At 61.7% G+C, this 12,767-nt stretch carries 13 protein-coding genes and 1 riboswitch; of the genes, 5 read left to right on the top strand and 8 right to left on the bottom strand.

Going from position 1 to position 12,767, the window contains the following annotated elements; translation table 11 throughout:
* Positions 1–136 precede the first annotated feature (136 nt).
* The 3 genes from HB376_RS04505 to opgC all read right to left on the bottom strand — a co-directional run bounded on the left by HB376_RS04505 (position 137) and on the right by opgC (position 2,700).
* Complete coding sequence (locus HB376_RS04505) at positions 137–439, bottom strand: hypothetical protein (protein ID WP_213762211.1); 303 nt, start codon at positions 437–439, stop codon at positions 137–139.
* Between the two features lie 86 nt (positions 440–525).
* On the bottom strand, positions 526–1,086 hold the full coding sequence (locus HB376_RS04500; RefSeq protein ID WP_213762210.1) for a fimbrial protein: 561 nt from the start codon (positions 1,084–1,086) through the stop codon (positions 526–528).
* Between the two features lie 486 nt (positions 1,087–1,572).
* Entirely contained in the window at positions 1,573–2,700 is a 1,128-nt protein-coding gene (gene opgC, locus HB376_RS04495) for an OpgC domain-containing protein (RefSeq protein ID WP_213762209.1), read from the bottom strand.
* A 315-nt stretch (positions 2,701–3,015) separates the two neighbouring features.
* Here opgC and HB376_RS04490 point away from each other — a divergent pair, with 315 nt between their 5' ends.
* On the top strand, positions 3,016–3,759 hold the full coding sequence (locus HB376_RS04490) for a TerC family protein (protein WP_213762208.1): 744 nt from the start codon (positions 3,016–3,018) through the stop codon (positions 3,757–3,759).
* A 63-nt stretch (positions 3,760–3,822) separates the two neighbouring features.
* On the opposite strand, the gene HB376_RS04485 is transcribed toward HB376_RS04490, so the two are convergent.
* From HB376_RS04485 to cbiE, 5 genes are read right to left on the bottom strand one after another with little or no spacing between them, the layout of a single operon-like run.
* Positions 3,823–4,218: a DUF4186 domain-containing protein gene (locus HB376_RS04485; protein ID WP_213762207.1), complete on the bottom strand. Its 396-nt coding sequence runs from the start codon at positions 4,216–4,218 to the stop codon at positions 3,823–3,825.
* Positions 4,219–4,228: 10 nt separating this feature from the next.
* The gene (cobM, locus tag HB376_RS04480; protein WP_213762206.1) at positions 4,229–4,957 is read right to left on the bottom strand and encodes a precorrin-4 C(11)-methyltransferase; all 729 of its coding nucleotides are present in this window, start codon (positions 4,955–4,957) and stop codon (positions 4,229–4,231) included.
* The gene (locus tag HB376_RS04475; RefSeq protein WP_213762205.1) at positions 4,958–5,710 is read right to left on the bottom strand and encodes a cobalt-precorrin-6A reductase; all 753 of its coding nucleotides are present in this window, start codon (positions 5,708–5,710) and stop codon (positions 4,958–4,960) included.
* Positions 5,707–6,798 carry a cobalt-precorrin-5B (C(1))-methyltransferase gene (locus tag HB376_RS04470; protein ID WP_213762204.1) on the bottom strand — a complete coding sequence of 364 codons (1,092 nt, stop codon included), beginning with the start codon at positions 6,796–6,798 and terminating at the stop codon, positions 5,707–5,709. Before HB376_RS04470 ends, HB376_RS04475 begins: the two co-directional genes overlap by 4 nt.
* Before the next feature lie 24 nt (positions 6,799–6,822).
* The gene (cbiE, locus tag HB376_RS04465) at positions 6,823–8,031 is read right to left on the bottom strand and encodes a precorrin-6y C5,15-methyltransferase (decarboxylating) subunit CbiE (protein ID WP_213762203.1); all 1,209 of its coding nucleotides are present in this window, start codon (positions 8,029–8,031) and stop codon (positions 6,823–6,825) included.
* A gap of 135 nt (positions 8,032–8,166) precedes the next feature.
* Positions 8,167–8,344: riboswitch (cobalamin riboswitch) on the top strand.
* A 121-nt stretch (positions 8,345–8,465) separates the two neighbouring features.
* On the opposite strand from cbiE, the gene cobG reads away from it, so the two are divergent.
* From cobG to cobJ, 4 genes are read left to right on the top strand one after another with little or no spacing between them, the layout of a single operon-like run.
* Positions 8,466–9,749, top strand: coding sequence for a precorrin-3B synthase (gene cobG / locus HB376_RS04460; protein WP_213762202.1), 1,284 nt, complete (start codon positions 8,466–8,468; stop codon positions 9,747–9,749).
* Entirely contained in the window at positions 9,742–10,368 is a 627-nt protein-coding gene (locus tag HB376_RS04455) for a precorrin-8X methylmutase (RefSeq protein ID WP_213762201.1), read from the top strand. Before cobG ends, HB376_RS04455 begins: the two co-directional genes overlap by 8 nt.
* Positions 10,369–11,094 (top strand): precorrin-2 C(20)-methyltransferase, encoded by a 726-nt coding sequence (locus HB376_RS04450; RefSeq protein ID WP_213762200.1) that lies wholly within the window; start codon positions 10,369–10,371, stop codon positions 11,092–11,094. It begins immediately after the preceding gene.
* The gene (gene cobJ, locus HB376_RS04445) at positions 11,082–12,767 is read left to right on the top strand and encodes a precorrin-3B C(17)-methyltransferase (protein WP_213762199.1); all 1,686 of its coding nucleotides are present in this window, start codon (positions 11,082–11,084) and stop codon (positions 12,765–12,767) included. The genes HB376_RS04450 and cobJ overlap by 13 nt, the downstream gene beginning before the upstream one ends.

Below are 12,767 nucleotides of genomic sequence, written 5' to 3'. Positions count from 1 at the left end.
CACCGGGCTGTTCGGGACAGTCCGCTCGGTAAAACGCGTGTTGAGTGTTGGGGGAAGGCGTCGGCTCGATATGGCCCGCGACACCTTCAATCCGCCCCGGTGCGGGGCGAAGCCTTACGGCGAGTCTTGCGGGGCCTTACGGGGTCATAGGTGCTTCGAACGGCAGGGCGCCGCCGAAATCGCTGATACCCTGGTACTTGACGTGCGCGTTGGCGGGAACCGTCTTCAGGTTCTTGATCGGGAACAGCGCGGTGCCGCGCGGCTCAACCATCCCGCCGATGTCGTTCGTATAGGTCTTGCCTGCACCCATCGCCAACTCACGATTTTCAAGGGGATACACCACCCGCGTGCCACTCACGGTCATGCTTGCGTCTGCACTGCCCGCCAAGAAGGCCGCGACCAGACCCAAACCACATGCAATTCGACTAATGGACTTCATGATTGATATTTCTCCGTGAAAAACGTATCTCGAAATTTCGGTAAAAAAACAGGCATCTGCACCCCGCAGATGCCTGCTGATACGGCTTACTGGTAGTCGACCGTGTACTGGACCGAGGTGTTGACCGGGCCGGCTGTGGCCTTGCCGGTGGCGTAGTACTGAGCGAAGTACTGCAGGTTCGCGGCACCCGACACGATTGCGACACCGTTGCCTGCCAGGTCGTTGTTTGCGCCTGTGACCACGTTGATAGGCAGACGCGATGCGTTGAGCAAACGAACCTGAACGTTCTGCGCACCGGCCGGTGCCTGGTTCATCAGATAACCGGTGGTCTGGTCGATCGTCGGACCGTTCTCGAAACGGGCAACCGCCTTCGTTTCGGTCGAGCAGCCGCTCAGCGCAAAGGTCAGGTCGGTCGCGCCTGTCGTGCCGGCCGTTGCGCCTGGGGCGCTCAGCGCGCTGCCCGTCACCGTCGGCAACGTGACGTTCTTGTCAGCGGCGCCAGTGGTTTTTGCATCGATCGAGCAAGTCGTATCAGTCACGGCACCCGTGAAAGTGATCGTGCCGTCAGCAGCGCTTGCGCCGGTTGAAGCGAGCGCCAGGGTGGCCAAGGTTGCAGCAGCAGCGAGGGTAGAGATGAAGGATTTCATGAACGTTTCCAATAGAGAAATGAATGCGGGTTTGTCGACGCTTACAGTGCTTAGGACTACTTCGTCCCGCGATGCTGAGCGCGCAGTGCGAGCCACCTGTTCTTTCATCGTCTGGATTCGTGTGGGAGGCGATGAACCGGTTCGTCTGCGAGTGAATGAATATTAAGACGGGGCCCCTCAGATGACCCTCGGAGCTCTCTTAAAGAATTAGGACAAAACTGAGAATTCCTAAAAATGAAACGGGGGATGTGACCTGACGCGGGTCTTTGAATGCAAAAAAGGCGTCCGTAGTGCGGACGCCTTTTTTGCTTTCGTACAGGTTCAGATGAGTGAGGGCTTTCGGGAGCCGAGCCTTGTGCGGGAATCGTTGTGGTTATGAGGACCCGCTCGATCCAGCAATGATGTGCTGCGTAGCAAGCGGATGCTACGCAGCGTAGTTCGTTAGTCGCGCTTTCTTACTTGACGAAGATCGAGGTCGGCCGCCGTTCATCGAACCACGCGCCCTTCCCCTTCTCTCTTCGCGACCGGCGCAACCGGTCTTAAACCGATCACATCAAGGACACGCTGGCGATGCGGAATCGCGAGCAACAGACCCAGCGCGACAGCGTCGGCGGCGAAACCCAGCGGGACATCAATCAGTCCGCCAGTGAGCGTGAACAATACCGAATCCACACACAACGAGATCACCGCGCCCGCTACGAAGCACATCAGTCCATCGCGGCCGACCGCGCCGACCCACGGCAAGCGGCGCGCAAACTGCTTCACTACGCCGTAGCGCGCCAGGTCGCCCGCAAGCCACGCGATGCCCAAGAAATTGACAATTCTCGCGCCGGCCAGATTGCGCTTGAAATCGCCATCGAAGGAAACGGGGAGCACGAGCAGTTTGTAATACGCCATGCCCGCGACAATCGCGAGCGCAGCAACGCTCACCACCCAGCCGAACCGGTGCGAACTCACCCGCTGATAGACCGGTTGGCAGCACGCGAGCACACCGAGAACAAACATCAACTGCCATGCGGCGGGATTAAAGTCCCACAGCGAGTCATCCGCCGACGGCAAATACTCGGCAACGGGAGCCGCCGCTGCCCACAACGCGATACTGGCGCCCAGTAACAGCCACGGCTTGCTGCGAGCCAGCGGCAACACCAGCGGCACGGCCAGCGCGAAGAATGCATACATGGGCAGCACGGAAGACAGATACGGCTGACGGCGCAAAAGCAGGACGTCGGCAAGCACGGTGAACGGCGCGGCGAGGAAGCTGTCCAGGTCGGCGGTAGCCAGATTCGGCGCACTGCCGAAAAATGGCCGCAGCACGAAACTTGTCGCCAGCATCAGGGCCGCAGTAATGAGAAACGCACGATAGATTTCGAATGCGCGCCGGAAAAACCGCGCCCGCGCGGCCGATTCCGAACGGCGGCCCGACATTGACACATAGGCGGTCGCGGTGGCAAATCCACCAAGGAACACGAAGACTTCGGCGGCGTCGTTGAGCGCGAACGCGTGAAGCGTCACGCGGGATATCATGCTGCCGCCAATATGATCGACCAGAATCACCAGCAGTACGAGACCGCGAAAAAAGTCCAATTCAACCAGGCGTTGGGATTTTCCCTGCATGTGAAACCTGAAAAATGCTGCCGGAGGCGGGCAGTGAAGATTGAAGGCGTGGGTTCCGGTACGGTTCCGGCTAAAGTAAGTGCACAGTTACCATATGGCGCGCAGCACTAGAGTTTACCCGCATTTTCGCGTCGCACCATTTCGATGGATTTGTCGATGTCAAACCCTGCATCCGTCGAACTTTTTGGCTCTGCAGCGCTCTCAATTATTTCATTAAGCTTACATTTTTGCTTGGCGCGTCACGTATCATCGCGAACGGCTGCCGCGTAGGCGTCGTAATCGGTTCTTCCTACTTCCCCAAGACCCTTGGATCTCATGGACTATTTAGTTGCATTGGCAAGCGACCCAGGCGCGTGGGCCGCACTGGCGACGCTGCTTGTCATGGAAGTCGTGCTCGGCATCGACAACCTGATCTTCATCTCCATTCTTACGAACAAACTGCCCGAGGCGCATCGTGCGCGTGCGCAGCGGCTCGGCATTGGGCTAGCGCTGATCATGCGGCTTGGCCTGCTCGGCACGGTCGCGCTGATCGTGCGCCTGACCGCCCCGATCTTCACCGCGTTCGGACATGACTTCTCCTGGCGCGACCTGATCCTCATTGCCGGCGGTGCGTTCCTCGTATGGAAGGCGACCACCGAGATCCATCATCACGTCGCGGGTGAAGGTGGCAATGATGGCGGCGCCGTGAAGACCTCCACGCTCACGCCGTGGTCGGCGATCGGCCAGATATTGGTGCTGGATCTCGTGTTTTCCATCGACAGCATCGTGACCGCGGTCGGCATGACGGAGCACATTCCCATCATGTTCGTGGCGGTGGTCGGGGCCGTTTCAGTGATGATGTTCGCAGCGGGACCGCTGTCGCGTTTCATCGAAAGGAACCCGACTGTCGTGATGCTCGCGCTCGGCTTTTTGCTTGTGATCGGAATGACGCTGGTCGCCGAAGGGTTCGGCTCGCACGTTCCCAAGGGCTATATTTATGCAGCGATGGCTTTCTCGGCGTTGGTCGAGGCGCTGAACATGCTGTCGCGACGGGCGAAGAAGAAACGCGCTTTGGAATGATGACGCGATAAGTCGACCCCGCCGCGCGGCTCAAAACCGTGCGGCGGGGTCTTCGGTTCCTTATCAGAACGGCAAGTCGGGCTGACGTGGCGGTTTATCGGCGCCCGTCACTTTTTGCGCCTTCAGCCAACGTTCGATTGCCTGCACGACATGATCCCGTTCGTCATCGTCCAGTCGTTTCCCCGCTTCTATGCCATGCCATTTGGCGAGGCAACTCCGGCAGCACGTCGCCGTGGCGTGCTGCGCGATAAACACCGGGTGGCCACGAAACGGCGTCTGCTTGCCGTCGTTCGGCGGTTGTTCGGATGCAAGCCGCCGGGTGATCAATTCACGCGCGTGGCCGATCACTTCCGTCATGCCGTGCTCGCGCAAATACGCTTGCTCACGCGCACCAAGCCGGAAACGCATTCGAAAATTCGAATGCGACAAGGCGTCGAAAACGATGTCGAGATCGCGCATGGCACGTGGCTCAGGATGGCTTGCGATACAGAGACGAATCCGTAAAACCTTCCGCATTCAGCACATACCCGACCACGATCAGCGCTGTCCTTTCGATACCTTTTTCAAGCACTTTTCCCGCGATATCGGCGAGCGTACCGAGTACCTTCTCTTCGTCGGGCCAGCTTGCACGAAAGATCACAGCGACAGGGCACTGCGCGCCGTAATGCGGAATCAGATCAACTACTATCCGTTCAATATGACGCACGCCAAGGTGAATAGCCATGGTCGCGCGATGACGTGCGAGATCGGCAAGTTGCTCGCCTTCGGGCATCGATGTCTTCGTGGCGAAACGCGTGAGGATCACCGTCTGCGAGATGCCGGGCAACGTGAATTCGCAGCCCAGCGACGCAGCAGATGCCGCAGCAGCCGTGACGCCGGGCACGATTTCATAAGGAATAGAAAGCATATTCAAACGCCGTATCTGCTCGCCTATTGCGCCGTATAGCGACGGATCGCCGGAATGCACGCGCGCGACGTCTTGCCCTTTAGCGTGCGCGGCTTCGAGCAACGCGACGATTTCGTCGAGGTGAAGATCCGCCGTATTCACCACGCTTTGTGCGCCATGCCCGCTCAACACGGCTTCCGGCACGAGCGATCCGGCATACAAGATGACCGGGCACGTGCGAATGAGGCGTTGCCCCTTCACCGTGATGAGTTCGGGATCTCCGGGTCCGGCGCCAATGAAATAGACCGTCATTTAAGGGGTTTTATCGAAAAGTGGATACGGATGGAGCCATGCAGCGAGCGTGTCCAGAAGCGAGCTTGTATCGGAGAACTCGCGTTCGACCGGCGGTAGGATCGGCCGCTGCAGCATGACCACGCGCAAGCCTCGTTCCCGTGCTACCGCCAGTTTCGCTTCGGTGGCCGCACCGCCGCTGTTCTTGCTGACCAGAACATCGGTTTGCTGTGCGTCGAAGAGCGCGCGTTCGCCATCGAGCGAAAACGGTCCACGCGCGCCGATGATTGTCGCGCGCGCGTTGCCGGGGTGTGGGTCAAGACAGCGAATGGTCCAGTGTTGCGAAGGGGGAATCTCATCAAGATGCGCAAGCGGTTCGCGGCCGAGCGTCCAGAGCGGATATTTAAAAGGCGCGAGGGCGTGGACTATATCCGGGAAATCTGCTGCCTCCCGCCAATCGTCTCCGGTTTGCGGTTGCCACGGTGCACGGCGAAGCGCCCAGCATTCAACGGACTTCTGCGCACTGGCCACGCTCGCGTGACGGCTCATTTGCGCGGCGTAAGGATGCGTGGCATCGATTACCAAGCCGATGGATTCTGCGTCAATGAATTCCTTTAATCCTTCTACGCCTCCAAAACCGCCCACGCGCACGCCGCAGACCAGATCGCCCGGTGTGCGGCCCAACCCCGCGAGGCTGTAGACATGAGTAGGGCCGAGACGGCGCGCGATTGTCAATGCGTCGCCGGTGCCGCCCAATAGCAAGACCCGTTTCATGGCGCCGCCCCCACGATGCGTCCCTGGCGGTCGATCGCAAAACATTCCACGGCGATCCCTTCAGGCACCACGCTCAACGCAAATTGCCGCGCGTGTTCGCAGACAATGTTGCCGAGCGGCACCCCGTGTTCGTGCGCGAGCACCAGCGCTTCCTGGCTCGTGTTGGCCGCGCGCATGGACTGTTGCAACGGGTCGCTTGCACCCGCATTCGCAGCCCAGCCGGCGAGTTGCGGCAGATCGATGCTCGAGTTCCTGCTATGCAGATCCATATGTCCCGCAGCCAGCTTGCTGATCTTGCCGAAGCCGCCGCACAGGCTCAACTTCTCGACCGGCGCACGTCGCAAATGCTTGAGCACAGCGCCCACGAAATCGCCCATTTCAATCAGCGCGATGTCCGGCAAGCTGTAACGCACACGCATGGCGTCCTCGCTCTGATTGCCCGTGCACGCCGCAATATGGACGTACCCGTTCGCGCGGGCAACGTCGATACCTTGATGAATTGAAGCAATATAAGCCGAGCAGGAAAACGGCCGGACAATGCCGGTCGTGCCGAGAATCGATAACCCGCCGACAATCCCCAAGCGCGGATTCATCGTCTTGAGTGCGAGTTCGGCACCGTTTTCCACGCCGATGCTGACTTCGAAGCCACCGCCGTACCCGTGCTCGGTTGCGAGTGCCGAAAGGTGATCCGTCATCATCTTGCGCGGCACGGGATTGATGGCGGGCTCGCCTATGGGAAGTGCCAGTCCGGCTCGCGTGATGGTGCCCACGCCCGGTCCCGCGAGAAACCGCACGCCCGGTTCTCCAAGCAAGCGAACGCGTGCAAAAACGATCGCGCCGTGGGTGACGTCGGGATCATCGCCGGCGTCTTTCACGGTACCTGCTTCCGCGCAATTGTCTCCAGCAAGACGGCAGAACACGAGCGGCATCACGACCTGTTGCCCCTTCGGCAACGTAATGTCCGCGTGCTCACTGACGTGACCCGCAAGCAGCAATCGCGCCGCCGCAAGCGACGTCGCGGTCGCGCAACTGCCCGTGGTCAGTCCAGTGCGTAGCGGCGCGGGCTGTTCGGGCGTTTCGTCACGCATGGTGGTATCGGATGAGCATGAACGTCATGGTTTAACCGCGTGCAGCAGCGTAATGGGCAATGCCTGACGCCAGGTATCGAAGGCGCCTAACGGCTGTGCATGGGCAACGCCGATACGCGTCATCTCCCCGCCATGAAGCGCGCGCCACGCGATCAGCGTCGCCTCGCTCTGGATCGTGACGGCGTTGACGATCATCCTGCCGCCTTTCTTCAGATGAGACCAGCACGTCTCAAGCATGTCCGGCGTGGTCACTCCGCCGCCGATAAAAATAGCATCGGGCTCGGGAAGTCCGGCCAACGCGCCCGGCGCTTCGCCCTCGACCAGTTGCAGTCCGGGCACGCCGAGCGCGTCGCGATTGTGTTCGATCAGGCGTTGACGCTGACCATTCGCTTCGATCGCGATGGCACGGCAACTCGGGTGCGTGCGCATCCATTCGATACCAATCGACCCGCATCCCGCGCCCACGTCCCACAGCAGTTCGCCCGGCTCGGGCGCAAGCCGCGACAGCGTGATCGCGCGGACATCGCGTTTCGTGAGCTGGCCGTCGTGCCGGTATGCATCGTCGGGGAGACCGGGCGTCAGCGGCAAGCGCAGCGCATGGCTCTCTGCAATGCAGTCGATCGCCACCAGATTGAGCGCAGCCACGTCACTTGCCGTCCACGCGCTGGCCACGCGATCGATACGGCGCTCCTCATCGCCGCCGAGATGCTCGAACACGCTCAGGCGGCTTGCGCCGAAGCCGCGCTTTGTCAGCAACCCAGCGACCGCGGCGGGACTCGCAGCGTCAGCGCTTAGAACAATCAGGCGCGCGCCGGGATGAAGCTGCGTTTCGAGCGCCGCGACCGGCCGCCCAACCAGCGACACCACCGCGACGTCCTGGAGCGCCCAGTGCAAACGCGCGGCGGCCAGCGACAACGAAGATGGCGCGGGCACTACGCTGAATTCATCCGCAGCCAGTTCGCGGGCGAACGTCGTGCCGACGCCGAACATCATCGGGTCGCCGCTCGCAAGCACGCACACCCGTCCACGTTCGTGACGATGTTCGAGTACCGGCGCAATCGTGAACGGCGTAGGCCATACGCGACGTTCGCCGCCAATCCGGGCGGGCAACAACGCGAGATGACGCGCGCCGCCGAAAATCGTATCGGCGGCAAGCAGCGCCTGGCGCGCGTGCCGGCTCAGGCCGCGCCAGCCATCCTCCCCGATCCCCACCACGGTCAACCACGGTGACATCCGCCGATCCTCGCTTGATTCATTCACTGCTTGATTCATTCACTGATTACGCCGCGTCTGCAACGTGGTCGAGACAATCCGGCGAAAGCACCGCCGGCCTGCCGCCAATGCGCTTTAACCGCCGCAAAAACGGGCATAATACCGCGGTTAGTCGGTGCCCTTACGGGCCTAACAGGGAACACAGCAGAACTGTGGCTGCCCCCGCAATTGTACGCAGCGAGTCCGCGCTCCACTGCCACTGGTTTCGACTGGGAAGGCCGGTACGGACGGCGACCTGCAAGCCAAGAGACCTGCCGACCGGAATTCTTCGTGCAAGCCAGCATCGGGCGGGGTGTACCGATGCCGCGAACGTGCCATGCTCTCAAAGGGTCCGGCATGCTCGAGGCGCCGCGCGAGACCGAACGGGTCACGCTTTGAACGAACCACTCACTACTATGCACCTATTACCGCAAGCATCGCGGCCGTCGGCTTGCCCGGGGCTGATGCGGATTGTGCCTGCGCGTGACGGCGGCCTGTGCCGCATTCGCCTCGCATGGGGCGAACTGAGTGCGGCGCAGGCGCGGGTGGTGGCGCACGCGTCGCGGACGTTCGGCTCGGGTTTCATCGACGTGACCAATCGCGCGAATCTCCAGATCCGCGGCGTAAGGGAAGACTCGCAGGAAGCGCTCGTCTCGCGGCTCATCGATGCGGGACTCGGCCCTCTCACGCCGGGTTCCGACGACCTGCGTAACGTCATGTCCAGTCCGCTGGCGGGCCTCGATCCGCACGCCTTGCTCGATGCCGCACCGCTCGTTTCCACGTTAATCGGGCAGATGCAGCGCGACGCGCGGTTGCATGAGCTATCGCCGAAATTTGCGTTGATGGTGGATGGCGGCGAGCGCCTTGCGATGCTCGATCATCCTCATGATGTCTGGCTTTCAGCGCTATCGGCGGAACGGTTTGTGTTCGGGCTCGCGGGCTGTCCACCACGGTTTGAAAACGATACGCCTGCGTTGGCTGCAGTGAAAACCGGGCACGTCCCCGCGTTGGTCGATGCGCTGTTGCATACCTTCCTCGATCTCGCGCAGCCCTCGCAGACCAGGATGCGCGATCTGCTGACGACGTGTTCCATTGAAGACATTCTTGGCCGCGTTCAGGAGAAGCTTGGTTTCCCTTCGGATCGTGACGTTGAACACTGGCGCCGTCCCACATCCGATGCAAGGCTGCGTTTCGGCATGCATCGTCAAGGGACGGGCGACAGCGTGTGCGTTGGTGCGCAAGTCCCGCTCGGGCGCCTGGATGCCGCGACGCTGTTCGCACTTGCCGATCTCGCGCCACGATTACGCATGACGCCGTGGCAAAGCGCCATGCTGCTCGATGTTCCGTCTGCCGAGGCCCAAGCGGTGGTTGAACAACTCGCTGCACTCGGCCTCGCGACAGACCCCGACGAACCACTCGCGCGCCTGATTGCGTGTACAGGTTCGCAAGGCTGCGCGAAAAGTTTCGCCGATACCAAAGCCGACGCGCACCTTCTCGCGCGGTCCATGCCGCCAGCAGGCAACGTCCACCTTAGCGGCTGCGCGCGTTCATGCGCGGCGGCACACCGTGTAGAAACCACCTTGATTGCTGTCGCTCCCGGTCGCTACGATCTTTACGGCGAGGCGCCTGAACCCCTCGCCCGCCATCTCACCATAGAACAGGCAGCCCGCTGGCTAGCCCGGAGCCCCTCTGATGCTTGACTACATTCGCGACGGCCAGGCGATCTATCGCGCGTCGTTTGCGACTATCCGCGCCGAGGCCAACCTCTCGGCCATTCCAGCCGATCTCGAGAAACTTGCCGTGCGCGTGATCCATGCATGCGGCATGACGGATGTGATAGATGACCTCGTGTTCTCACCCGGCGCGGGCACGGCAGGCCGCTCAGCGCTGGGTCAAGGCGCCCCCATTCTCTGCGATGCACGCATGGTCGCCGAAGGCATCACGCGTGCGCGATTGCCGGCGAACAACCGCGTGATCTGCACGCTCAACGATCCATCCGTGCCTGAACGCGCTCACGCGCTTGGCAACACGCGCTCGGCCGCCGCGCTCGAATTGTGGCGGCCGAATCTTGAAGGCAGCGTGGTGGTGATCGGCAATGCGCCCACCGCGCTCTTCCATCTGCTCGACATGCTCGACGCGGGCGCGTCCAAACCTGCGCTGATCCTGGGCTTTCCGGTGGGTTTCATCGGCGCGGCGGAATCGAAGGCGCTGCTTGCCGCCGATAGCCGCGGCGTGCCCTTCGTCGCGTTACGCGGCCGGCGTGGCGGCAGCGCGATGGCGGCGGCCGCCGTGAACGCACTGGCAACGGAGACTGAATAGATGAGCGGACGCCTCTATGGCCTCGGTGTCGGTCCTGGCGACCCCGAGCTGATAACAGTAAAGGCGCTGCGTTTGCTGACTTCCGCACAGGTGGTCGCTTACTTCGTGGCGAAGGGCAAGAAAGGCAATGCGTTCGGGATCATTGAAGGGCATCTCAACGAGACGCAAACGCGTTTGCCGCTGGTGTATCCGGTCACGACCGAAGCGCTGGAGCCGCCGCTTTGCTATGAAACGATCATCGGCGACTTCTACGATGAATCCGCCATCCGCATCGCGGATCATCTGGAAGCGGGCCGCGATGTGGCCGTGATCTGCGAAGGCGATCCGTTCTTCTACGGCTCGTACATGTATCTGCATGACCGGCTGGCCGAACGCTTCGAAGCGCACGTAGTGCCGGGTGTATGTTCCATGCTGGGCGGCGTGGCCGTACTTGGGGTGCCGCTCGTGTACCGGAACCAGAGTTTGTCGGTGTTATCGGGCGTGCTGCCGGAAGCAGATCTCAGGGAACGCCTCGCCACCGCCGATGCCGCCGTGATCATGAAACTCGGTCGCAACTTCGATAAAGTGCGCCGCGTGCTGACCGAACTGGGCCTGGACAAACGCGCGTTGTATGTCGAGCGCGCGACCATGGCGAACCAGCGCATCGTGCCGTTGGAAGAAGTCGATCCCATGGCGTCACCCTACTTCTCGCTGCTCGTCGTGCCGGGGGAAAAATGGCAGGCGTGACCGCGTTGAATGATCAGGTTCCTGTGGCAATCGTGGTGCTGGGGACGGGGGCAATCGATACCGCGCGCCGCATTCAGGCCCAGTATCCGGGTTCGCTCGTTCATGGTCTCGCGAGCCGCGTGCAGGGCGATGTCGCGTTCACTGAGCTTGGTTCGCATCTGCGCGAACTCTATGGCCGCAACACGCCGATTGTCGCGTTATGCGCGGCGGGTATCGTGATTCGATGCCTCGCATCCGCACTCGCCGACAAAACCCATGAACCGCCCGTGCTGGCCGTGGCTGAGGACGGAAGTGCAGTCGTGCCTTTGCTTGGTGGACTGGGTGGGGTGAACGTGATGGCCCGCGAAATCGCGGCGGCGCTGGACGTTGCACCAGCGATCACGACCAGCGGCGAGCTACGTTTCGGCACCTGCCTGCTGAACCCGCCAGCGGGTTATGTGCTTGGCGATATCGAGCATGGGAAACGTTTTGTGTCGGACCTGCTTGCGGGCGCCACGACGCGCGTTGAAGGTCATGCGCCGTGGCTCGACGCAGCAGACTTGCCACGCGCTGCCGACGCAGGCCTGGCGATCCGCATCACGCCGCATACCAGCGAGGTTGCGGGCGACTTGATGATTCATCCGCGCTGCGCGGTTGTGTACGTGACGGCGTTGTCGTCGGAAGACTCGATCGTCGAAGGTGTGCGTCTCATGTTGCGTGGACATCGCCTTTCACCGATGTCGCTGGCGGCAGTGCTCGCGCCTTCGAGCATGATGGCTTCTGCACCGCTTGCAGAAGCCGCACGGACGCTGGACTTGCCGCTGCGCTTCGGAACCCTTCCAGCAGGCTTCGAAACGCTTGAGTCCCGTGGCGATGGCATCGTGATTGCCCTCGCGCCACAACCGGTCGATCCCTCAACGCTCGGGCAAGCACGCGGCACACTGACCGTGATTGGACTCGGCCCCGGCAGCGCGAATCTGATGGTGCCCGCGGCAAAACAGGCTTTGTCGCAAGCAGACGATGTGCTCGGTTACGAGACCTATGTGCGCATGGCCGGTCCGTTCGCGCCGCATCAGGTGCTTCATTGCACCGACAACCGCGAAGAGATGCAGCGCGCGCGTCACGCGTTCGAACTGGCGAGTACCGGACGTAATGTAGTGGTTGTATCGTCGGGAGACCCCGGGGTCTTTGCAATGGCCGCCGCCGTGCTCGAAGCGCTCGATGAGGCCCGGGATAACGAGCAGTGGAACGCGGTGGAATTGCAGATCGTACCGGGTGTATCCGCCGCGCTCGCTACGGCTGCCCGGGCCGGTGCGCCGCTCGGCCACGACTTCTGCATGCTGTCGCTTTCCGACAACCTCAAGCCGTGGACCGTGATAGAAACACGCTTGCGGCACGCCGCTCAAGCTGATCTTGTCATGGCGTTTTATAACCCCGTCTCGCGCGCACGGCCGTGGCAACTCGATCGTGCGCTGGATATCGTGCGTGAGCATCGGAGTGGCGCGACCCTGATCGTGCTGGGTCGAAACATCGGCAGGCCGGGTGAAACACTGACTACCACGACGCTGGATAAACTTCATTCCAGCCAGGTCGATATGCGCACGATGGTGATTGTTGGCTCGACCACCACCCGCAGTTTTCCCCGGACCAACGGCGATGGAGACTGGGTATACACGCCACGCTGGTACGAATGA

Origin of the sequence: Caballeronia sp. dw_19 (assembly GCF_018449515.1) — a bacterium.
Lineage (GTDB): Bacteria > Pseudomonadota > Gammaproteobacteria > Burkholderiales > Burkholderiaceae > Caballeronia.
The sequence above is the reverse complement of the archived record's forward strand: the minus strand, read 5'-3'. Positions and strand labels throughout refer to the sequence as shown.

What these genes read in the sequence shown, in the direction of transcription:
- HB376_RS04505 (WP_213762211.1), bottom strand. Translation starts at nt 439, where the DNA reads ATGAAGTCCATTAGTCGAATTGCATGTGGTTTGGGTCTGGTCGCGGCC.
- HB376_RS04500 (WP_213762210.1), bottom strand. Translation starts at nt 1,086, where the DNA reads ATGAAATCCTTCATCTCTACCCTCGCTGCTGCTGCAACCTTGGCCACC.
- opgC (WP_213762209.1), bottom strand. Translation starts at nt 2,700, where the DNA reads ATGCAGGGAAAATCCCAACGCCTGGTTGAATTGGACTTTTTTCGCGGT.
- HB376_RS04490 (WP_213762208.1), top strand. Translation starts at nt 3,016, where the DNA reads ATGGACTATTTAGTTGCATTGGCAAGCGACCCAGGCGCGTGGGCCGCA.
- HB376_RS04485 (WP_213762207.1), bottom strand. Translation starts at nt 4,218, where the DNA reads ATGCGCGATCTCGACATCGTTTTCGACGCCTTGTCGCATTCGAATTTT.
- cobM (WP_213762206.1), bottom strand. Translation starts at nt 4,957, where the DNA reads ATGACGGTCTATTTCATTGGCGCCGGACCCGGAGATCCCGAACTCATC.
- HB376_RS04475 (WP_213762205.1), bottom strand. Translation starts at nt 5,710, where the DNA reads ATGAAACGGGTCTTGCTATTGGGCGGCACCGGCGACGCATTGACAATC.
- HB376_RS04470 (WP_213762204.1), bottom strand. Translation starts at nt 6,798, where the DNA reads ATGCGTGACGAAACGCCCGAACAGCCCGCGCCGCTACGCACTGGACTG.
- cbiE (WP_213762203.1), bottom strand. Translation starts at nt 8,031, where the DNA reads ATGTCACCGTGGTTGACCGTGGTGGGGATCGGGGAGGATGGCTGGCGC.
- cobG (WP_213762202.1), top strand. Translation starts at nt 8,466, where the DNA reads ATGCACCTATTACCGCAAGCATCGCGGCCGTCGGCTTGCCCGGGGCTG.
- HB376_RS04455 (WP_213762201.1), top strand. Translation starts at nt 9,742, where the DNA reads ATGCTTGACTACATTCGCGACGGCCAGGCGATCTATCGCGCGTCGTTT.
- HB376_RS04450 (WP_213762200.1), top strand. Translation starts at nt 10,369, where the DNA reads ATGAGCGGACGCCTCTATGGCCTCGGTGTCGGTCCTGGCGACCCCGAG.
- cobJ (WP_213762199.1), top strand. Translation starts at nt 11,082, where the DNA reads ATGGCAGGCGTGACCGCGTTGAATGATCAGGTTCCTGTGGCAATCGTG.